This window comes from Acinetobacter sp. WC-743 (assembly GCF_000335555.1).
Lineage (GTDB): Bacteria > Pseudomonadota > Gammaproteobacteria > Pseudomonadales > Moraxellaceae > Acinetobacter > Acinetobacter bereziniae.
This window is the reverse complement of record NZ_AMFQ01000013.1, coordinates 36,589-55,731: the sequence shown is the minus strand read 5'-3', so window position 1 is coordinate 55,731 and position 19,143 is coordinate 36,589. Positions and strand designations below refer to the sequence as shown.

Annotated in this window: 22 protein-coding genes and 1 pseudogene; 14 read left to right on the top strand and 9 right to left on the bottom strand. The window is 36.7% G+C overall.

Annotated elements, in window-relative coordinates:
• Window positions 1–3 precede the first annotated feature (3 nt).
• The gene (gene carO, locus ACINWC743_RS01975; RefSeq protein ID WP_009584129.1) at window positions 4–753 is read right to left on the bottom strand and encodes an ornithine uptake porin CarO; all 750 of its coding nucleotides are present in this window, start codon (window positions 751–753) and stop codon (window positions 4–6) included.
• Window positions 754–1,057: 304 nt separating this feature from the next.
• Between carO and dapD the strand changes: the two genes are divergently transcribed.
• The 6 genes from dapD to ACINWC743_RS01945 all read left to right on the top strand — a co-directional run bounded on the left by dapD (window position 1,058) and on the right by ACINWC743_RS01945 (window position 5,083).
• A complete protein-coding gene (dapD, locus tag ACINWC743_RS01970; protein ID WP_004829328.1) occupies window positions 1,058–1,879 on the top strand; it encodes a 2,3,4,5-tetrahydropyridine-2,6-dicarboxylate N-succinyltransferase in 822 nt (273 codons plus the stop codon).
• Between the two features lie 132 nt (window positions 1,880–2,011).
• Window positions 2,012–2,722: a 7-carboxy-7-deazaguanine synthase QueE gene (gene queE / locus ACINWC743_RS01965; RefSeq protein WP_009584223.1), complete on the top strand. Its 711-nt coding sequence runs from the start codon at window positions 2,012–2,014 to the stop codon at window positions 2,720–2,722.
• 35 nt (window positions 2,723–2,757) lie between these two features.
• Window positions 2,758–3,429 carry a 7-cyano-7-deazaguanine synthase QueC gene (gene queC, locus ACINWC743_RS01960; RefSeq protein WP_009584190.1) on the top strand — a complete coding sequence of 224 codons (672 nt, stop codon included), beginning with the start codon at window positions 2,758–2,760 and terminating at the stop codon, window positions 3,427–3,429.
• A gap of 13 nt (window positions 3,430–3,442) precedes the next feature.
• Window positions 3,443–3,853 carry a hypothetical protein gene (locus tag ACINWC743_RS01955; protein WP_004829333.1) on the top strand — a complete coding sequence of 137 codons (411 nt, stop codon included), beginning with the start codon at window positions 3,443–3,445 and terminating at the stop codon, window positions 3,851–3,853.
• Between the two features lie 63 nt (window positions 3,854–3,916).
• Window positions 3,917–4,618 carry a diphthine--ammonia ligase gene (locus tag ACINWC743_RS01950; protein ID WP_009584142.1) on the top strand — a complete coding sequence of 234 codons (702 nt, stop codon included), beginning with the start codon at window positions 3,917–3,919 and terminating at the stop codon, window positions 4,616–4,618.
• 3 nt (window positions 4,619–4,621) lie between these two features.
• Entirely contained in the window at window positions 4,622–5,083 is a 462-nt protein-coding gene (locus ACINWC743_RS01945) for a peroxiredoxin (protein ID WP_009584172.1), read from the top strand.
• A gap of 150 nt (window positions 5,084–5,233) precedes the next feature.
• On the opposite strand, the pseudogene ACINWC743_RS01940 reads toward ACINWC743_RS01945, so the two are convergent.
• Window positions 5,234–5,832 (bottom strand): annotated as a pseudogene (locus ACINWC743_RS01940) (LysE/ArgO family amino acid transporter).
• 177 nt (window positions 5,833–6,009) lie between these two features.
• Between ACINWC743_RS01940 and ACINWC743_RS01935 the strand changes: the two are divergent.
• The 5 genes from ACINWC743_RS01935 (at window position 6,010) to ACINWC743_RS01915 (ending at window position 8,673) form a co-directional block, all read left to right on the top strand.
• Window positions 6,010–6,900: a LysR family transcriptional regulator ArgP gene (locus tag ACINWC743_RS01935; RefSeq protein ID WP_009584162.1), complete on the top strand. Its 891-nt coding sequence runs from the start codon at window positions 6,010–6,012 to the stop codon at window positions 6,898–6,900.
• Window positions 6,901–7,038: 138 nt separating this feature from the next.
• Complete coding sequence (locus ACINWC743_RS01930) at window positions 7,039–7,326, top strand: BrnT family toxin (protein WP_004829342.1); 288 nt, start codon at window positions 7,039–7,041, stop codon at window positions 7,324–7,326.
• On the top strand, window positions 7,313–7,624 hold the full coding sequence (locus ACINWC743_RS01925) for a BrnA antitoxin family protein (RefSeq protein WP_035300040.1): 312 nt from the start codon (window positions 7,313–7,315) through the stop codon (window positions 7,622–7,624). The genes ACINWC743_RS01930 and ACINWC743_RS01925 overlap by 14 nt, the downstream gene beginning before the upstream one ends.
• 73 nt (window positions 7,625–7,697) lie before the next feature.
• Window positions 7,698–8,009 carry a hypothetical protein gene (locus tag ACINWC743_RS01920; RefSeq protein WP_004829346.1) on the top strand — a complete coding sequence of 104 codons (312 nt, stop codon included), beginning with the start codon at window positions 7,698–7,700 and terminating at the stop codon, window positions 8,007–8,009.
• Between the two features lie 373 nt (window positions 8,010–8,382).
• Window positions 8,383–8,673: a hypothetical protein gene (locus ACINWC743_RS01915; RefSeq protein WP_227510907.1), complete on the top strand. Its 291-nt coding sequence runs from the start codon at window positions 8,383–8,385 to the stop codon at window positions 8,671–8,673.
• A gap of 141 nt (window positions 8,674–8,814) precedes the next feature.
• Here the strand turns inward: ACINWC743_RS01915 and gstA are convergent, their stop codons facing one another.
• Window positions 8,815–9,420, bottom strand: a complete 606-nt coding sequence (gene gstA / locus ACINWC743_RS01910; RefSeq protein ID WP_009584189.1) for a glutathione transferase GstA — start codon at window positions 9,418–9,420, stop codon at window positions 8,815–8,817.
• Between the two features lie 97 nt (window positions 9,421–9,517).
• On the opposite strand from gstA, the gene ACINWC743_RS01905 reads away from it, so the two are divergent.
• Entirely contained in the window at window positions 9,518–10,435 is a 918-nt protein-coding gene (locus ACINWC743_RS01905; RefSeq protein ID WP_009584154.1) for a LysR family transcriptional regulator, read from the top strand.
• 50 nt (window positions 10,436–10,485) lie between these two features.
• Here ACINWC743_RS01905 and ACINWC743_RS01900 read toward each other — a convergent pair whose 3' ends face one another.
• Both ACINWC743_RS01900 and ACINWC743_RS01895 read right to left on the bottom strand, forming a co-directional pair.
• Entirely contained in the window at window positions 10,486–11,052 is a 567-nt protein-coding gene (locus ACINWC743_RS01900; RefSeq protein ID WP_009584200.1) for a YceI family protein, read from the bottom strand.
• A gap of 382 nt (window positions 11,053–11,434) precedes the next feature.
• On the bottom strand, window positions 11,435–12,001 hold the full coding sequence (locus ACINWC743_RS01895) for a nicotinate-nicotinamide nucleotide adenylyltransferase (protein WP_009584124.1): 567 nt from the start codon (window positions 11,999–12,001) through the stop codon (window positions 11,435–11,437).
• Between the two features lie 101 nt (window positions 12,002–12,102).
• On the opposite strand from ACINWC743_RS01895, the gene ACINWC743_RS01890 reads away from it, so the two are divergent.
• The gene (locus tag ACINWC743_RS01890; RefSeq protein WP_009584198.1) at window positions 12,103–12,903 is read left to right on the top strand and encodes an enoyl-CoA hydratase; all 801 of its coding nucleotides are present in this window, start codon (window positions 12,103–12,105) and stop codon (window positions 12,901–12,903) included.
• Between the two features lie 99 nt (window positions 12,904–13,002).
• Entirely contained in the window at window positions 13,003–13,764 is a 762-nt protein-coding gene (locus ACINWC743_RS01885) for a nitroreductase family protein (RefSeq protein ID WP_009584121.1), read from the top strand.
• A 48-nt stretch (window positions 13,765–13,812) separates the two neighbouring features.
• Here the strand turns inward: ACINWC743_RS01885 and ACINWC743_RS01880 are convergent, their stop codons facing one another.
• From ACINWC743_RS01880 to gyrA, 4 genes are all read right to left on the bottom strand, one after another.
• Window positions 13,813–14,130, bottom strand: coding sequence for a hypothetical protein (locus ACINWC743_RS01880; protein WP_009584168.1), 318 nt, complete (start codon window positions 14,128–14,130; stop codon window positions 13,813–13,815).
• A 51-nt stretch (window positions 14,131–14,181) separates the two neighbouring features.
• The gene (locus ACINWC743_RS01875) at window positions 14,182–15,486 is read right to left on the bottom strand and encodes a hypothetical protein (RefSeq protein ID WP_227510888.1); all 1,305 of its coding nucleotides are present in this window, start codon (window positions 15,484–15,486) and stop codon (window positions 14,182–14,184) included.
• An 80-nt stretch (window positions 15,487–15,566) separates the two neighbouring features.
• Window positions 15,567–16,052: a hypothetical protein gene (locus tag ACINWC743_RS01870; protein WP_009584170.1), complete on the bottom strand. Its 486-nt coding sequence runs from the start codon at window positions 16,050–16,052 to the stop codon at window positions 15,567–15,569.
• Window positions 16,053–16,134: 82 nt separating this feature from the next.
• Complete coding sequence (gyrA, locus tag ACINWC743_RS01865; RefSeq protein ID WP_009584177.1) at window positions 16,135–19,137, bottom strand: DNA gyrase subunit A; 3,003 nt, start codon at window positions 19,135–19,137, stop codon at window positions 16,135–16,137.
• Window positions 19,138–19,143 lie beyond the last annotated feature (6 nt).

Genomic DNA, 19,143 nt, shown 5'->3' with positions numbered 1-19,143 from the left:
GAATTACCAGTGGTAGCTTACACCTACTTTACCTACTGGAAGCCATTGATATTTGTCATCGTTACGGATTTTATTTTCTAAACGATCAGCTGCATCTGCGCCAGAAGTTGGATCTAAACTACCCACCTCTTGTAAACCAACAGCTTTTAAGTTAGCTGATGGATTACCTGTGTAATAAGCACCAACTTCACCAAATACACCAATATTTTTGGTGATTTTTGGAGCCCAACCAAAGCCGATGTATGGTGCAATTTGGTTATCATAATCTACTTTACCATTGATACTACCATTACCTGTTGGCGCATAATAGTTTTTACCATCAATTTTCAAAGTATCATTTGAGTTATGTAATGATTTCTTCAAATCATATTTACTGTCAACATACCCCACACCAGCTGCTACATAAAGACCTTGAGCCAATGCATTTTCACTTGCACCCCAAGGACGAATTTCAGCATTTAAGTAAGTCAGGTTGTTGTCTAAATCCATGTCATATTTAGTGCCATCAATAGACAAATCATCAGACCAAGAAATATCACCACCATTATAACCCAATGCTAAACCAACATATGGGTTAGCAGTCCAAAGTAAAGCACCGCCGTAACCAGTTGTACCTACTTCAAGACGAGCACCTGTCGGGATTAATTGATTAGCTTCAAAAGCATAACCTTGATCAACAACAGACCCATCAGCCATTGCTAGACCAGAAGCAGATAATGCAGCTGTTACCGCTAATAGTTTTAACACTTTCATTTATGTCTCCTCAAAAAATAGAGTTTGTTCTTTAATCATTAATGTGTTTGGTTCGAAATGATAATATGTGATTCGATCTACACAATTAATAGAGAAATTGATTACTTTTTGTTATTTTTTGATACAATTAGATATTAATTGTTGTTTTTAAAAGAAATAAATTAAATTAAAACTTAATAATTCACTTATTTGATTGTTTTATTTTAAATTATGGGATGAGTTTTTTCGATTGAAACTAGATTTTATCTCTAATTTGAGTCCAATTTGGTGTAGAATCTTTAAAATTTTTTTGGGAAGGATGATTATGTCTCAGCTTTCAACGATCATTGAACAAGCGTTTGAAAACCGTGCCAACTTTACAGCAGTAGATTGCCCTGCTGAAGTACGTCAAGCTGTTGAAGAAGCTATTGCTGGTTTAGATAACGGCACACTTCGCGTAGCTGAAAAAATTGACGGTGAATGGGTGGTTCACCAATGGTTGAAAAAAGCTGTTTTATTATCTTTTAAATTAAATGATAACAAACCAATCGAATCTTGTGACCTTCGTTTCTATGACAAAGTAGATACTAAGTTTAAAGGTTGGACAGAAGAGCAATTTAAAGCTTCAGGTGTACGTGTTGTACCTCCTGCTGTAGCGCGTAAAGGTTCATTCCAAGCTAAAAATGTTGTATTGATGCCATCATATGTCAACATTGGTGCTTATGTAGATGAAGGTACGATGGTTGACACTTGGGCGACTGTAGGTTCATGTGCTCAAATTGGTAAAAATGTTCACCTTTCAGGTGGTGTAGGTATTGGTGGTGTACTTGAGCCACTTCAAGCGAACCCAACAATCATTGAAGACAATTGCTTTATCGGTGCACGTTCTGAAATCGTTGAAGGTGTGATTGTTGAAGAAGGTTCTGTGATTTCAATGGGCGTTTTCATCGGTCAATCAACCAAGATTTATGATCGTGAAACTGGTGAAATCCATTATGGACGTGTACCAGCAGGTTCTGTTGTTGTTTCAGGCAGCCTACCATCTAAATGTGGTACATATAGCTTATATGCAGCAATTATTGTCAAGAAAGTAGATGCGAAAACTCGTGCAAAAACTAGCTTGAACGAATTACTTCGCGAAGACTAAGCTTTATTCATTCTTGGTTGCATTTTAGATTTATTATCGATCTAAAGCACCAAGCGGAGTCATCAATACTCCCATCTCTACGGTCAACAATGATCGTAGAGATTTTTCATTTTGTAATCTGTGGTAAATCTCATGAGTTCTCTTCGTTCTTCAACTATTCCTGTTTCTGATCCATCTGCGGGGTTGCGTATCACGGAGATTTTCTATTCATTACAAGGTGAAGCCAATACTTTAGGTTTACCTACTGTTTTTATTCGATTAACAGGTTGCCCACTACGTTGCACCTATTGTGATACCACTTATTCTTTTGAAGGTGGCGAACGTCAATCACTTGATCAAATTATTCAAACTGCTTTAGATTATAAAACTCCCTATATTTGTGTTACAGGTGGAGAGCCACTTGCTCAACCTAATGCACTGCCATTAATGCAACGTCTTGCTGATTTGGGCTGTGAGGTTTCTTTAGAAACCAGTGGTGCACTGGATGTTTCCAAAGTTGACTCTCGTGTTTCCAAAGTTTTAGATTTAAAAACACCTACTTCAGGTGAAGTAACTCGAAATTTAATCACTAACTTTGAACATTTGACCCCACACGACCAAATCAAATTTGTGATTTGTAATCGTGAAGACTATGAATGGTCAAAACAGCAAGTAGAACACTATGCTTTAAATCAAAAAGTCAGCACTGTATGGTTCTCACCTGCTTTTGCTGTTGAAAAAGGTGCAACACGTTTACCACAACTGGCACGTGATTTAGCCCAATGGATTTTAGAAGACCATCTCCCTGTTCGTTTCCAATTGCAGTTACATAAATTGCTTTGGAATGATGAAACTGGTCGTTAATCTACCGTTATTTATTAATATTTGGAGAATTGGATATGCGCCCTCGTGCCATAGTTTTGCTATCTGGTGGCTTAGACTCAACAACTTGCTTAGCATGGGCTCAAGCCAATTATGACTGTATCGCATTAAGTTTTATGTATGGTCAACGCTCAACCACGGAACTTGATGCGGCACGTGCTTTAACCAAAAATGCTGGTGTAGAACATCGTGTCATCAATATTGACTTGGGTAATTTAGGTGGTTCTGCACTTACAGACCATAACATTGATGTGCCTGATCATGAAACTGATGGTATTCCTGTAACTTATGTTCCAGCACGTAACACTATTTTCTTGTCTTATGCACTCGCAGCAGCGGAAGTTTTTGATGCCCAAGCCATTGTTATCGGCATCAATGCTGTTGATTATTCAGGATATCCTGACTGTCGTCCTGAATTTATCGAAGCTTTCGCCAATATGGCTCGACTTGCCACTAAAGTTGGAGTAGAAGGAAAACCTCTTAAATTTGAAACACCTCTGTTACATTTATCCAAAGCGAATATAATACGCTTAGGGATCGAACATGGCGTAGACTATAGTCAAACGGTTTCATGCTACCAAGCAGATGACCAAGGACGTGCTTGTGGCAAATGTGATAGCTGCCGACTTCGTAAAGAAGGCTTTAAAGATGCAGGTGTTGCAGACCCAACACGTTATATACCGCAATAACAAGGTACTGTTTATGAAAAATTTAAAATCAAGTCTTATTCTTTCTGCTTTATTTTCAGCTTCGGCTTTAATGGGATCTACGGCTTTCGCTGCTGAGTCAAATGCAATTCAACAAGCCTATAAAAGTGCCAATGTTAAATCTGCACTGATTGGTGTTTGTAAAACAGAAACTGCGAAAGGTGGAAAACTCACTGCCGCTGAAGTTAGCAAATACTGTACATGTGCTGTTGAATCTGACGGTAAATTGACCAATGATCAAAAATGGCAAATTCAAAGTGCCATTAACCAAAAGAAAAGCCCAGCAACTTTAGCTTTCGTTCAAAAAAATAACCAAGACCTTCAAACTTGTTTTGGTCCTCAGTTAACAGGTAAATTAAAAACCTTAACTGAAGAAGCAATGAAAGCTGCACAAGCGAAGAAATAATTCTTGTTGTGTTCAAGAGCCTGCCTATGCAGGCTCTTTTTATATGTAAATGGTATAAATACGATGCATACTTCATGGAACAGAACTGTAATACAACAGCAAAAGTTTGTTGCATCCTATAGTGGTGGTAAAGATAGTAGTCTCGCCTTATATCACGCATTGCAAACGGGAGAAGCTATTGTTCTGATTGTCATGCTTGAAGAACAAGGACTTAAATCTCGTTCTCACGCAATGCCACTTGATATTATAGATGCGCAAGCTGAGTTGATTGGTTTACCGATATTAAAAGCATCAGCAACTTGGAATGACTACGAACAACAGTTTTTAAGCCTGCTAAAGCAAGCCAAACGATTAGGTGCTGAAACGCTTGTAACTGGAGATATTGATCTGATTCAACATGCACAATGGAATCAATCCATGTGTGATCAAAGCCAATTAAATTTGGTCATGCCTTTATGGCAGAAACCGCGGCTTGACATTGTTAGCGAATTTATTGAATTAGGTTTTGTCAGCATAATTGTCACGATCAACTTAAATCTAGGTATGCGTGTTGAAGATCTTGGTCAAACACTAACCGTTGAGTTTGTAAAAGAATTGATTGAGCGTGGAATTGATCCTTGTGGTGAGGCGGGTGAATTTCATACGACCCTTATTGATGGTCCTATTTTTAAAGCACCACTTTTGCTTGATAAAGGTGATATTCTCTATCATGAAAATTATGCCTTTTTAACACTACAACTTAAACAAAATCATCTTGAAGGATAACCTATGACTGAACAAATCAAACTTCCAAATCAAAAGTTTCCAACCACAACTGGTGAAATTAACCTTTCTGAACTCAGTACAGATTGGTTGGTTCTATATTTTTATCCGAAGGACTCCACACCGGGTTGTACAACTCAAGCAGTTGGTTTTTCATACATCAAAGATCAATTTGACGCATTGAACACAACGATTATTGGTGTTTCTCGTGATTCAGTCAAAGCACATCAGAACTTCACTGAAAAGCAATCATTGACCATTAATCTCATCAGTGACAAAGATGAAACGTTATGCAAACACTTTGACGTGATCAAAGAAAAAAACATGTATGGAAAAAAAGTGATGGGGATAGAACGCTCAACATTTATTTATCATCAAGGCAAGTTGGTCAAGGAATATCGCAAAGTAAAAGCTGCGGGACACGCTGAACAGGTTTTAGAAGATTTAAAAACCTTGCAAAAAGCTTAATGATGGTTATCCCCCTACTCGCGCTAAAGTTGAAATATTTTTAGGCTTGCAGGGGGATTTAAAATATTCTCAAGCGTGGATATTTTAAATACTCAACAATCATGAGTGTTTTCAATCCAAATTTATTCTTAATCTGTTAGCGCAGATGGATCAAAGCACCAAAGATAAAGCAATTGCCCACATCACTAGCCCAATGATGAAGTCTAAAATTTGCCATGAACGTTGATTTTGGAAAATCGGCAGTAAAAAACGTGCGCCAAAACCCAAGCTAAAAAAGAATAACCATGACGCAGTGACCGCACCCATTGCAAAATACACAGCAGTTGATTCAAACTTGGTCGATATAGAGCCAATCAATACAACAGTATCCAGATATACATGTGGATTTAGCCAAGTTAACGCAAGACAAATCATGATCATTTTAAAAAGCTGAGACTCATTGTTTTCACTTGGAGCCAGACCGCTGGACGCTCTAAAAGCTTGAATAAAATGTTGTGCCCCATAGACCAATAAAAAAATCGCACCAAAATATTTTGCCCAATCGACAAATTCAGGATGAGTTTGGATAATTTTTGCAAAGCCTAACACGCCCAATAAAATCAAAACCGAATCTGATGCAGCGCAAACCACGCAAATCCAAAATACATTTTGTTTTTTTAAACTTGTTTAAGTACAAATGCATTTTGTGCGCCAATTGCAATAATCAAACTAAACCCAACTGCCAAACCCTGCATATAACTCTGCAACATCTCAGACTACACTTTTAACATATTAATGAATGGTGCTATTATCCAAATTAAGTTGATAAAATGAGTATTTCTAAATAAATTTCAATTTAACTAAATTTTTCTTACTTTATATTTATCGTTATAATTGAACGACGATATAACACTGCAAAATAACAGCTACGAATTAATAGGATAATCATGCTACAAAGCAAACACAGTGAAGCTTTTCTGGCTGTTGCGGAGACTGGAAGTTTTGAACAAGCTGCAATACGACTAAATATCACTGCTTCAGCTGTCACACTTCGAGTACAAACTTTAGAGAAGCAACTTGGACAAGTGCTGATTATTCGAGAAAGACCTTGCAAAGTTACACAAGCAGGACAAGACGTTTTACTTTTTCTACAGCATCATCGCTTAATGGAGCAAAATTTAATTCAGAGTCTAAAAGGACAATCTGCACAATCCCAATTTTTTAAATTAAATATTGCCTCAAATGCCGACTCACTTACCACTTGGCTGCTTCCCCTTTTTCAACAAACCTTAATCAAAGAAAAAATTGTAATTGATTTTAAGATTGATGACCAAACTCAAACCCATCATTTACTTGAGGCGGGATTGGTCAATGCCTGTATCTCTACCGAGGCGCAAGCGATGAAAGGTTGTGAAGCCATTCATTTAGGCAAAATGAATTATCAAATGGTGGCAACCCCATCATTTGTGCAAAAGTATTTAGCTCAAGGTCTACATCGGGAAGTGCTTAGACATACGCCAGCTGTGATTTTTAATGATAAAGATCATGTTCATGGCGAGGTTTTACAACAGCTTTTTGGTTTAATGCCAAACAGCTATCCTTGCCACTTTATTCCCTCCACCAATTCATTTGTCGATGCTATTTTGCTTGATCTTGGCTATGGCATGGTGCCTGAAATGCAAATTCAGAAAGAATTATCTACAGGGCAATTGGTAGAAATTTTACCTAAAGCTAGAACAGATTTACATCTCTATTGGCATCATTGGAAACAGCAATCAAAACAATTGGATCAGTTAACTTCAACTTTGATTTCACATACGCAAGCGATTTTAATCTAATATCAAAAGTCAAAAATCATTTAAAAATGGAGTATTACCATATCTTTAGCCAATAAATTTGATCAAAAATTATTCTTTTTATCTTATATAAGATAAATATGTGATATATTATTGTATATACAAAATTGAATGTTTTTTATGGAACTGTATTTCGAATGGGATGAGGAAAAGAACCAAAAGAATCAGAAAAAACATGATGTCTCTTTTGAAACAGCAAGCCTCATTTTTGAAGATCCATTACGGATATCAATCCAAGATAGACATACTGATGGCGAAGAACGTTGGCAATCCATTGGTATGGTTAAAGGCGTACTAATGCTTTTAGTTGCTCACACCATCTTTGATGAAGATGACTGTGAAATCATACGAATCATTAGTGCAAGACAAGTAACCAAAGCAGAGCGGGATAAATATGAGCATGGTTAGATATACACGCAAAGAACTGAATGATAATTTCAGTGACAAGCAAGATGCTGAAATTAAACGCTTGCTTGAGAAAGGATCAACTCCTGATGAGCAATTAGACTTATCGGATATTCCTGAAATTACTGAGTGGAGTCATGCTGTTCGTCATGGGCAATTCTATCGCCCAGTGAAGCAACAGACTTCTGTTCGCCTTGATGCTGATGTACTTGCATGGTTAAAAGAACAAGGTAAAGGCTATCAGACACGCATAAATAAAATTCTGCGTGAAGCTATGTTAAAAGATTTAAAAAATCATTAATAATCTTATAGGGTTAAGGAAATGTACTACTTCGCAGAGGATCCCTTCTAGGTAATGTTACCTAGGAGGAAAAATGAAAAAACTGAAATATCAGTATCATCAAACTATAGAAGAAAATGGTAATGATTGCTTCTATTTTTGGAAACGTTATCCAAATATCAAAAGCTTTTATTTTAAACATTTTAGTAATAAACAAGAGAGAAGCTTTTATTTTCTTCATTATATTGAATATAAAGACTATTCTCTTAAAATTCGAGTAGCACGTGGTGCTGGTTTACCTCATGTATGGGATGAGTTTCCAACTTATATCTACAAAGTGGCTAAAAGTTGGAAGCATAATTCTAAAAGATCACATCAGTACTACAAAGAACATGAGCAAAACTAAAGGTGGGAGCGATAGGCTCCCATTTTCTTATTCGTATAACGGTCATTATGTCAATTTTAGGAAAGCTTAAATACATATTATTGCTAATTATTATTACTTATAGTTATTTGATAAAAATATTAGATAAACTCATTAGCCTTGAATTAGCAATTGGTTCGTCATTAAGTCAGAAGGCTAATTTAATCTTCTCTTTTTTATTTGCTCTAATTTTTTATAGGAGTCGCTCTTTCTATTGAGAATAAAACTTAAATATGTGTTTTTGCAGATATGCTACTTTTTTGGCAAAGATACATTATTTTAAAGTTAAGAAATAAAGACCTTAATGAATTATGTTAATTTTAAGAACACTTAATTTATTATCTTTGATAATACTATGAATAATTTATCAATAAGTTCTTTCAACAGACCCTTGATTAAATCTTGGTTTGGATTTTCTGTGGGTGCAATTTCTGTTGGAATAAGTTTAATAGAGTTGTTCGAAACTTTTACTCTAGCTAAAATTTTAAGTACTTTAAGTTTCTTATGCTTTTGGTATCCTTGGAGCCAAATGACACATTGGAATAATTCTATAAAAATAAAAACCTTTTTAATATCTTATCAACACCCTAAAAAACGCCCAAAAGCCGATTTAGAAACAAGTCGGCTTATTGATGAGCAGATATGATAATTCTTGCTAAGTAAAGCATCGCCTAAGCAAATCTATTGCAACTTTAGAATTAAAGCATGACATTGAAAGCTTTAAGATTTACACAATTTATAAAGCTGTACAAATCATTAAAAGTATAGCTTTTGAAGATTATTTGAGTTAGATAATTCCTTCATTCTTCATTGCTTTTTGTACCGAGGGATGTTGTTGCATACGATGCATAAATCTTTGTAATGCCTTGAGATGACTAAGATCCAAATTGATAAACGATGCCCAACGAGTAACCACAAATAGATAAATATCTGCAATTGTAAAACCCTGCCCCAATACATTTTCTGAATCAGCAAATTGCTGATCTACCCATGCATATTGCTTTAATAATTTTTCTCTGAAAATATCTTTACTCGCCTCATCAAAACCTTTTTGGAAAAAAGGTGCATAGGATTTATGCAATTCTGAACTTATATAATTCATCCATTCTAATACCTTATAGCGCTTCAAATCGCCAAATGCTGGTAATAAATCAGTATTTTGCATTATTTCAGCCAAATACTGACTGATAATTGCCCCCTCACTGAGATGCAATCCCTCATCTGTGATCAAAAATGGGACCTGTCCTTTCGGATTGATTTTCAAAAAATCTTGTCCATCTTCCGTTTGGTGGTTTTTAAATGAAACATTGACTAATTTAAAATCTTTTCCAATTTCTTGTAGCACAATATGCGGGGCAAGTGAACATGCACCTGCAGTATAAAAAAGTCTCATCGATTAGTTCCCTGAATTGATTTAAGCTCATGCTATCCTTAACATCATGAACAATAAATACGCATAATATCAATTCACTTATTACATGGTGTATATAATGGATACAGCATTAAATCGAACAATGTTCAGCAATATTGAAATATTCTGTTTAGTTGCTGAACAACAAAGTTTTTCCAATGCTGCTCATCAAGCAGGTTTGACACCAGCAGCCGTGAGTAGATCCATTGCTCGGCTGGAACAACGGCTAGGTCTGCAACTATTTAGCAGAACCACTCGTAAAGTGCGCTTAACTCAAGCAGGTGAAGAATATTTTTTTGAATGTAAACAGGTACTGAAACAGATTATTGCAGTTGAACAGAGATTAAAGAATGATTCAGCACAACTATCAGGAATTATTCGGATAAGTTTACCTACACCGTTTGGGCATTTTAGAGTACTTCCACTTTTACCTAAATTCCAAAGGCTTTATCCTGAAATTAAATTTGAAATACAACTCACCAATAAAAATGTTGACTTTATTACAGAAGGATTTGATCTTGCCATTCGCGGTCGAAATATTCCTGACTCAAATCTCATTGCTCGTCGTTTAGAAAATGCTGATCTACTTATAGTCGCATCACCAGAATACTTAAAGAAAAATGGCATTCCCTCGAATATTACTGACTTACAGCATCATCAATGTATTCAATACTTATTACCGAGTACGGGAAAAGCACTGCCTTGGTCTATTTTACTCAATCAAGAAATCATCGATATTCAAACACAAGGGTATTTAAGTTGTAATGAGGATATTTTAGCGACCATTACGCTTGCTCGGTATGGGGCTGGTCTATTGCAAACATGTCGATTTGCGATTGAAGATGATTTAAAGCAGGGACGGCTGATTGAAGTCCTACAACAATATGCTGGGGCGCAGCGACCTTTTTCGTTGTTATATCCTAAAATTAAATATGAACAACGACATATCCGTTTGTTTATTGATTTTCTGATCGAACATTTAAGCACTTCAGTCTAGATTAAATCGAATACGGATACTCAATTACATTAGTGCCCAACTTGGCATTTTTATTTTGCTTTCCATTGCCCAGAAACCTGAATATTGACTTTCTCCCCGACGCCACCTATTGCCTTTTTCATGCCAAAATCACTACGTTTAATGGTTGTTGACGAGGTAAAATCCAATAATTTTGGATCATTGGAATGAGGTTTAATCGTCGCCTTAAATGTTACCGGTTTAACTACATTTCGTAACGTTAACTGACCTAAAATTAAATATTGATGATTGGCTAATGGTTTAAAAGAAGTGCTTTTAAAACTTGCAGTTGGATATTTTTCTGCATAGAACAAATCTTGCCCCATAATCATATTTTTTAATGATGATTTACTGATACTTAGGCTATTTACATCCATCACAAATTGAGTCGATGCAGATTGAGGAATGTTTATATCAAAATCTAGTTGCGACTGAACCTTTTGAAACTGCCCTTTAACAATATTGACTCCCAATGAGTCAATGTGAAAACCTACCTGACTATTTGCTGTCAAAGACCAAGTTGCTGCATAAGTGGAAAGTGCGAAAATCGAACAACTACATAGAGCAATACTCTTTGTTGCAACTGATTTAAAATTCATAGACCGCTCCAAATCTTGTTTTGCTATTTTTTGTCCTGCTCTACAGTGTATTGCATCAGCATCAAAATAGATTAGGGTCTGTGGACAATTCGTCTATGTTTGCGACTAGGTGTGTTTTTTAGGCGATTCTAGGCTCGAAATACGAAATTTAGTCATTCTAAATAAGTAGTTCGTAACGACGAAGCGACAAAAAACACGCTAGTCCCCGCTGCGCCTTGCGCTGCAAACAAAGCAGTGCTTTGTTCTTGCTCAGGGTTGTGGCTAAAATTATCTCAGGCTACGTTATGAAACTTAAAAATAGTCTCGCTATTCTCTTCATTTCATGCCTTGCCTGCTCAATTTTAACCTACAACGCAAGCCATTTATGAAATGCCCACAGCCCCTAAAGATTTGATTTGTCTTCAGTTTGGTATTTATATTTTAATTGTTGGTAAATTTCAGTTTTTTGAAATTTCGCTAAAAACTCTGCTGTGCCTAGTGGAAATTCAGCTTGATAAATTTCACCACGATAATACGCCTCACGTAACGGCGTAGCAGAAATAGAACCTACCAAGCTGTCCAGCTCAACCATTTCCCATTCTGGAAAAAGCTTTAAATAATAAGAAGAATCATCTTTAAAATGTCCAATTAAACCAATTTTATCATGGTCTAATACAACTCCATTGACCAATGATTTAACCAATTCAACCCATTTGGCATCATTATAAACATCAATCACATGAACAAATTTAATTCGCTTTTGATCTGCTGCTGAGAAATTTGATAAAATCATCTGTTCCCTTTCTGAAGCCAGAAAAGGATTTTTGGTATTCCGCTCATTCTGTGCCGACCCTAACGCCAAAATCACGAAGTGACTCTGTTGTAATGCAATTTTGATGGTTTGCATGTGCGCTAAATGAAAAGGCTGGAAACGTCCAATATAAACCAGATAATCAAATTTATAAGTCATAAAGCAAATTTTTTATGAACTCATCAGTTGCAACATAAATTCAAATATGCGACATAATGAGGGCATAAAATCCAATTAAATTTTAAAGCAAGGATAGTACGATGACACTCAGTTGTATTCAACAACCTCATCAACATTTAAACGCAAATTTAGAAAATGGTGTACTGACTTTAGCAATTAATCGACCAGAAGCTAAAAATGCACTGTACGGAGAACTCTATCTTTGGATTGCAAAAGCGTTAGACGAAGCGGATCAAGACAATGATGTACGTGTGGTCATTTTACGTGGTGCCGAAGCTGATTTTAGTGCGGGAAATGATATGAAAGACTTTATGGCTTTCATTCAACAACCGCTTGAAGGCAAGGAAGGAGACGGTCCTCCTTTTGTCTTACTCAAAGCTGCTGCACGTTTATCTAAACCTTTAATATGCGCAGTACGTGGCGTTGCAATCGGGATCGGTGTAACGATTCTTTTACATGCGGATTTGGTTTATGCAGACAATACTGCACTGTTCCAGATTCCATTTGTAAGCTTAGGATTATCACCTGAAGGCGCTTCAAGCAAACTTCTAATTCAACAGGCAGGCTATCACAAAGCAGCTGAACTGTTGTTAACAGCACAAAAATTTAACAGTGAAAAAGCTTTAAATGCTGGGCTAATTAATAGTATTGAAGACGATGTTTATGGTCATGCACTTCATAAAGCTCAAACGCTTGCCGCGCTTCCATTGGCATCAATCAAACAAACCAAAGCATTAATGAAGCACAATCTCGAAGAAATTATTCAATGTGTAGATGATGAAGCAGTCATCTTTATGCAACGAGTAAAATCACCAGAAATGGCAGAAGCCGTCGCCGCATTTATGCAAAAGCGCAAGCCAAACTTTTCACAGTTTAATTAATTCATTTCATCCGAAAAACCACTGTATTACAAATATTCAGTGGTTTTTTTTATTTCTGATTCTCTAAAATTGAACGATTCAACATTCAGTACAAATATTATGTCTCAAGATTCATCAAGCACTAAAAAACGTTATTACGAACCGGCTCCGCAAGATATCGATATTGAAAATTTTCGAAAAGTCATTGAAAGCCGTCGTTCGGTTCGTAAATTCACTGAAAAACAAATTCCTGCGGAAGTGTTAGATGCATGTTTAGATTTGGCATTGCTTGCACCTAACTCATCTAATTTACAACCGTGGACGTTCTATGTGGTTCAATCTGAATCTAAAAAGAAACAACTGATTAAAGCGTGTCTCAATCAATTATCAGCCAAAACTGCGGCAGAATTAATCGTCTGTGTAGCTCGAATAGACCGTATTGATGAAATGGCAAAAATGAATCTAAGTGATTTTCCATTTCCAGAAGCACCAAGAGCGGTCAAGCAATATTATAAGTTTATCGCCTATAACTATAAGACAGGTTATCTCAATGCTCTCGGTAACTTTAAAAAAGTGGCTTTTAAAGTTGCACGAACTTTAGATAAACAGCTTCCTGTTACTGCATTTAATCCTGCGGATGCTCAACTTTGGGCAAGTAAAACCACAGCTTTGGCTTGTGAAAATCTGGTTCTTGCTTTACGTGCTTATGGTTTTGATAGTTGTATGATGGAAGGTTTTGATGAGCCTTTAGTCCGTAAAATTCTCAACTTAGGTCATAAAGAATTTCCAATCATGGTCATCAGTGCTGGTGAGCGTGCTGAGGATGGCGTGTTTTTCCCACAATATCGCTTTGATCGTAAATTATTCATTCAAAAAGTTTAATTTTAAAGCACAAACTAACCCGCTCTCTAGAGAGCGGGTATATTTCAGCTATATGTTGATATCAATCATTTGGATAAATTCAAAAGCTGGTTCTTCATAGGGATGACTCATTTTCAAAGCTTTTGCCACAGACCTTGCTTTTAGCTCTGGAACAATAGTTTCTACACGCCATTCAGGCAGTTGTTCTAAATGACCTAACTCCCCAATAAAAGGCTTCGCTCCTTTTATCGGTTTAAATTGTCCCATACCTAAAACTTGCCATGCACAATGCTCGTAGTCCCCAATTCCTCCAGCACCCGCATCAAAAATGGCTTGCTTAGTGATTTCCAAATGGGATTCAGGAACATAATAAATAAGTTTAAGCATAGACACACTCCAGATCAAAACCAATTCGCTTATCTTTAAACGACCATAAGACTACGGTTTAAGTTTAAGGTCATATCCAGTTCTACTCTTGGTTTCAAATGCCTCATCTCGATCGATCTTATATAAAATTAAGTCTGATAAATAAATACTTCTTGGAAGTTTGATCAGTGCTGTGATCTGATTATAAATATAAAACCCCATTTTAGCTTCAGTATCAAATTTGCGTTTATAAAAAACTAAAGCCACTTGATACAAGATGACCATTAACATGATTGCAAAATATAGATAGGTAAAAAATACAAAGTCAGCAACCAAAGCAAAAAACAACCAAATAAAAAATAAGATTGCAGCCATCACAATGATCATGATTACACATTCAGCCCATCCATGATGTTGACTCAGGGTGGTGGGTTGATCTTCATCTAAGTATAAATACCGCTCTCGGTCGTATAAATACCAAATATAGTAGCCCTTCTCATCTGGAAATTCTGTTAAAACAACATCAACATTTCGTCCATTCTTGACATAAAACTCATCAAAATAACCATAAATCGGTAAGCCATTTAATGTTGCTGTAACCTCAAAAAATGGGTCTGTGTCTTTTGCTGACAAGGGAATCTTTTGCGATCGAATATTGTTAATTTCGCCTTTTTGTGCTTGCAGCTTAAATTTAAGCTCTTGAAACTCAGTTAAATTTTCTCTATTCCGCTGATTGCACATTCTTTCAACCAATGCTTGAGATTGAATCAAATTATGCTTTTTAGAAATATTCAGTACATGCTCCATAAAATAAAGATCTGGAATGACTTCAAAATACGAGTTTGTCATCCTGAAATATTGGAGTTGCTGTTGATCTAAACTAGGTAGTTGCAGTAATTTAAATACTTGATCTGCATATTGATATTGAGGGTTGATCAGACGATGAACTAAAAAAAAGCAAGTCAACAGTACAGATAAACATAAAATACCGAAAACGTATTGGACAATATCAAAATAATAAACCGTGCTGTCCATGACCAATTGATAAATCACCAATTCTAAAACTAAAATTAAAATGATCCAAAATGTAGAAAACCATGTTTTATATAATTGATTAGATAGTTTTTTAGCGTTCACCTGATAGATTGCATCATTCAAATATAGCAATCCATCATCTAGTTTAAACACCGCGTCTATTTCATCATGTTTTCCATGGAAAATAATTTTGACGCGATCACCCACCTTAAAATAGAAATCACTTTTTAATGGGAATGTATAATTCATTTGATCAATCACTAAGCGAAATTGTTCAGTATTTTTATCATATGACGTTGTTGCTATTGTACCTTCGACACATCGCATCGTTAAATTTTCCAAATATGTTACCTTTATTGTTAAATTTCTAGAAGTTTGATGAAAAAATATAATTAAAATAGTCAGTTGAATTTCAATTGCGATCAGTAAATAGTCCTATGTATATTGATACCTGCAATATTTTTATGAGTCTGATCTGCTCGAAACGTAACCGTATAACGATTTTGTGATTTACCATAATCATAAAGATAAGTGGCTATAACAAAATGCCCTTCTCCGACATAATATTGATTGCCAAATGAAATTCGCTCTTTTTTCAATAAAGGATCATAGTAAGGAATATAACTGGATAACTCTAAAAGCGCTGTTTCATCATCCTGCATCTCTTGATAAACTTTAGGTTCGAGTAATTTTTCTATGGTTGCAACATCTTTGTCTCGAATCGCAATATAGAGTGCCTCTGCATTTTGCTCCTCTTGCTCAGTCAATTCTCGCATTTTTTCATTCATTTTATGCTCAAGCTTTGCGACGAGTTCTTGCTTTTTTTGATCACTAAAATTTTTCACTTGATCACAAGCACCCAATATAAAAGCACTACTTATCAAAGAAAGTTTATATAATTTTTTCATTGTTTAATTGACTCAACGATCTTTTTTATTGATTTTTAAATGATAAAAAGGACGCCTAAGCGTCCTTCTATGCCGTATAGAATTATTCTTCTGAGGCACCTTCATCAGACTCAGTTTCACCCTCGTCCATGATAGTTTCCTCATCTACTAATTTTTCAGCATCAATCAACTGCTCTGAACTATCAGTATGATCTTCATCAACAAGTGCAGCTAATTCTTCTTCAACTGCTTCAACCGCAACCACACCGACCAAGACTTCTTCATTACCTAAGCGAATCAAACGAACACCTTGAGCATTACGACCCGTTCTTGCAACTTCCGAAGCTCGGGTACGAACTAAAGTACCACCGTCTGAAATCAGCATTAACTCTTTGGATGCATCAATTGCAACCGCGCCGACCAATTCACCATTACGTTCAGATGTTTTGATTGCAATCACACCCTTACCGCCACGTTTCTTGGTTGGGAAATCATCTACAGGTGTACGTTTACCATAACCATTTGCAGATGCACAAAGCACCTCTCCAGTTTCAGGCACAACAACCAATGAGACAATACGACTCACGATATTCAAATCTGAAGAATCTTCATCATCTGAATCTACATCGGTTTCTGAGTCTTCTTCAGCTTGAGCAGCAGCCAAGCTAACACGCATACCACGAACACCTTTCGCTGTACGCCCCATCACACGCGCGTCAGTTTCAGAGAAGCGGATTGCCTTACCTTCATTTGAGAACAACATGATTTGCTGTTCACCATCGGTAATTGCCACACCAATCAACGTATCTTCTTCTTTTAACTCAATTGCACGTAAACCATTTGAACGTACATTACTGAATTGTTCTAATTCAACACGTTTAACAGTACCTGATGCTGTTGCCATAAATACATAGAAGTTTTTGCGAACACTTTCTACACGTTCTGCAAATTCTGCAATCAATTCATCATCAAGATCTGAAGCAGATAATTCCAATCCAATTTCTTTCAACTGCTTACGTAAAGCATCTGATAAATCATCTGGGTTTTCGCCTAATTCAGCAAATGCAGCTTTTAATGCTTCATAGTGCGAATCGATAATGGCATTTTCACGAAGTTTTGCGACATTTGTACGCACAAAACTTCTAAACTCAGTTAAACGTTCTGTAAATTTCTTCGGTGCATCAATCACAGGAAGAATCGCTGTAATTGTTTCATCCGCATCTAATGGCAACAAGTTCACCATTGGGCGTCCTTTTGCACCACGAGATGCTTGTGGTACTTCAAATACTTTTAAGCGATATACTTTACCCACATTGGTAAAGCACAACACTGTTGCATGGTTTGAAGTCACAATTAAGTGCTGAATATAATCGTCTTCTTTCATCGTCGTAGCCGACTTACCACGTCCACCACGGCGTTGAGCAGCGTAGTCTGACAATGGCTGAGTTTTGGCATAACCCGACTTAGAAACGGTCAATACCACTTGCTCTTCAGGGATTAAATCTTCACGTGAGAAGTCAATACGAGATTCAACAATCTCGGTACGACGACCATCACCATATTGCTGAAGAATCAACGCTAACTCTTCTTTGATCACGCCCATCAACAAATTAAAATCATTTAAAATTGCGGTGAGTTCAGCAATTTGAGCCAAAATTTCAGAATATTCTGCTTGTAACTTGTCTTGTTCAAGACCTGTTAAACGATGCAAACGTAATTCTAAAATTGCGCCGACTTGCGCTGGAGACAAACGGTAAACCAAACCATCTAAACCAAATGGTCGATTTGGATCTTCACCTTCGATCTCATCTGGGCGAACTGAAATTGCACCTGCTTTTTCGAGCAATGCAACAACATTGCCACCTGCCCATTCACCCGCAAGTAGACGTTCACGCGCTTCTGTTGGATTTGCCGAAGTTTTGATGGTCTCAATAATTTCATCAATATTGGCTAAAGCAACAGTCAAACCTTCCAAGATATGTCCACGTTCACGCGCTTTACGTAATTCGAACATGGTGCGGCGAGTCACAACTTCTTGACGATGACGAATAAATGCCGCAACAATATCTTTTAAATTCATTAGTTTAGGCTGACCATTATCAAGACAGACCATATTAATGCTGAAAGAGTTTTCTAATTGGGTATTGAGGAATAAATTATTGACGATAACTTCAGCATTTTCTCCACGCTTTAAGTCAATCGCAATGCGCATCCCATCTTTATCAGATTCATCACGTAGCTCTGAAATACCTTCAAGTTTCTTTTCTTTAACCAATTCAGCAATTCGCTCAATGGTTTTTGCTTTATTGACTTGATATGGAATTTCTGTAAATACGATTGTTGTGCGACCTGTTTTCTGGTCTTCTTCAAAATGATATTTACCACGAATGTGCAAACGACCTTTACCTGTACGGTAAGCATCTACAATTCCTGATTTACCATAAATAATACCACCTGTAGGGAAGTCTGGACCAGTCACATGTTCCATCAATCCTTCAACAGAGATATTCGGATTATTTGCATACGCTAAACAAGCATTGATCACTTCTGTCAGGTTATGCGGCGCCATATTGGTCGCCATACCCACAGCAATACCCGTTACACCATTGATCAATAAGTAGGGAATACGTGTTGGCATAACTTGAGGGATACGCTCAGATCCATCATAGTTATCTTCCCATTCGACTGTATCTTTCTCTAGGTCAGCCAGTATTTCGTGGGTCAATTTGCGCATACGAACTTCGGTATAACGCATCGCTGCGGCACTGTCACCATCGACAGAACCAAAGTTTCCCTGACCATCAACCAATTGATAACGTAAGCTAAAGTCTTGCGCCATACGAACAATGGTTTCATAAACAGCTGAGTCACCATGTGGGTGATATTTACCGATTACGTCACCAACAACACGTGCCGATTTTTTATAAGCTTTGTTATAATCATTGCCTAACTCGTGCATAGCGAATAGCACACGACGATGAACGGGCTTTAAGCCATCTCTCACGTCTGGTAATGCACGAGATACAATAACACTCATGGCATAATCGAGATATGAGCTTTTTAGTTCATCCTCAATGGCAATCGGTCTAGTTTCCGATACGCTCATGCATAC

Coding starts and splice junctions, on each gene's coding strand:
- carO (WP_009584129.1), bottom strand. CDS start 753: ATGAAAGTGTTAAAACTATTAGCGGTAACAGCTGCATTATCTGCTTCT.
- dapD (WP_004829328.1), top strand. CDS start 1,058: ATGTCTCAGCTTTCAACGATCATTGAACAAGCGTTTGAAAACCGTGCC.
- queE (WP_009584223.1), top strand. CDS start 2,012: ATGAGTTCTCTTCGTTCTTCAACTATTCCTGTTTCTGATCCATCTGCG.
- queC (WP_009584190.1), top strand. CDS start 2,758: ATGCGCCCTCGTGCCATAGTTTTGCTATCTGGTGGCTTAGACTCAACA.
- ACINWC743_RS01955 (WP_004829333.1), top strand. CDS start 3,443: ATGAAAAATTTAAAATCAAGTCTTATTCTTTCTGCTTTATTTTCAGCT.
- ACINWC743_RS01950 (WP_009584142.1), top strand. CDS start 3,917: ATGCATACTTCATGGAACAGAACTGTAATACAACAGCAAAAGTTTGTT.
- ACINWC743_RS01945 (WP_009584172.1), top strand. CDS start 4,622: ATGACTGAACAAATCAAACTTCCAAATCAAAAGTTTCCAACCACAACT.
- ACINWC743_RS01935 (WP_009584162.1), top strand. CDS start 6,010: ATGCTACAAAGCAAACACAGTGAAGCTTTTCTGGCTGTTGCGGAGACT.
- ACINWC743_RS01930 (WP_004829342.1), top strand. CDS start 7,039: ATGGAACTGTATTTCGAATGGGATGAGGAAAAGAACCAAAAGAATCAG.
- ACINWC743_RS01925 (WP_035300040.1), top strand. CDS start 7,313: ATGAGCATGGTTAGATATACACGCAAAGAACTGAATGATAATTTCAGT.
- ACINWC743_RS01920 (WP_004829346.1), top strand. CDS start 7,698: ATGAAAAAACTGAAATATCAGTATCATCAAACTATAGAAGAAAATGGT.
- ACINWC743_RS01915 (WP_227510907.1), top strand. CDS start 8,383: ATGAATAATTTATCAATAAGTTCTTTCAACAGACCCTTGATTAAATCT.
- gstA (WP_009584189.1), bottom strand. CDS start 9,420: ATGAGACTTTTTTATACTGCAGGTGCATGTTCACTTGCCCCGCATATT.
- ACINWC743_RS01905 (WP_009584154.1), top strand. CDS start 9,518: ATGGATACAGCATTAAATCGAACAATGTTCAGCAATATTGAAATATTC.
- ACINWC743_RS01900 (WP_009584200.1), bottom strand. CDS start 11,052: ATGAATTTTAAATCAGTTGCAACAAAGAGTATTGCTCTATGTAGTTGT.
- ACINWC743_RS01895 (WP_009584124.1), bottom strand. CDS start 12,001: ATGACTTATAAATTTGATTATCTGGTTTATATTGGACGTTTCCAGCCT.
- ACINWC743_RS01890 (WP_009584198.1), top strand. CDS start 12,103: ATGACACTCAGTTGTATTCAACAACCTCATCAACATTTAAACGCAAAT.
- ACINWC743_RS01885 (WP_009584121.1), top strand. CDS start 13,003: ATGTCTCAAGATTCATCAAGCACTAAAAAACGTTATTACGAACCGGCT.
- ACINWC743_RS01880 (WP_009584168.1), bottom strand. CDS start 14,130: ATGCTTAAACTTATTTATTATGTTCCTGAATCCCATTTGGAAATCACT.
- ACINWC743_RS01870 (WP_009584170.1), bottom strand. CDS start 16,052: ATGAAAAAATTATATAAACTTTCTTTGATAAGTAGTGCTTTTATATTG.
- gyrA (WP_009584177.1), bottom strand. CDS start 19,137: ATGAGCGTATCGGAAACTAGACCGATTGCCATTGAGGATGAACTAAAA.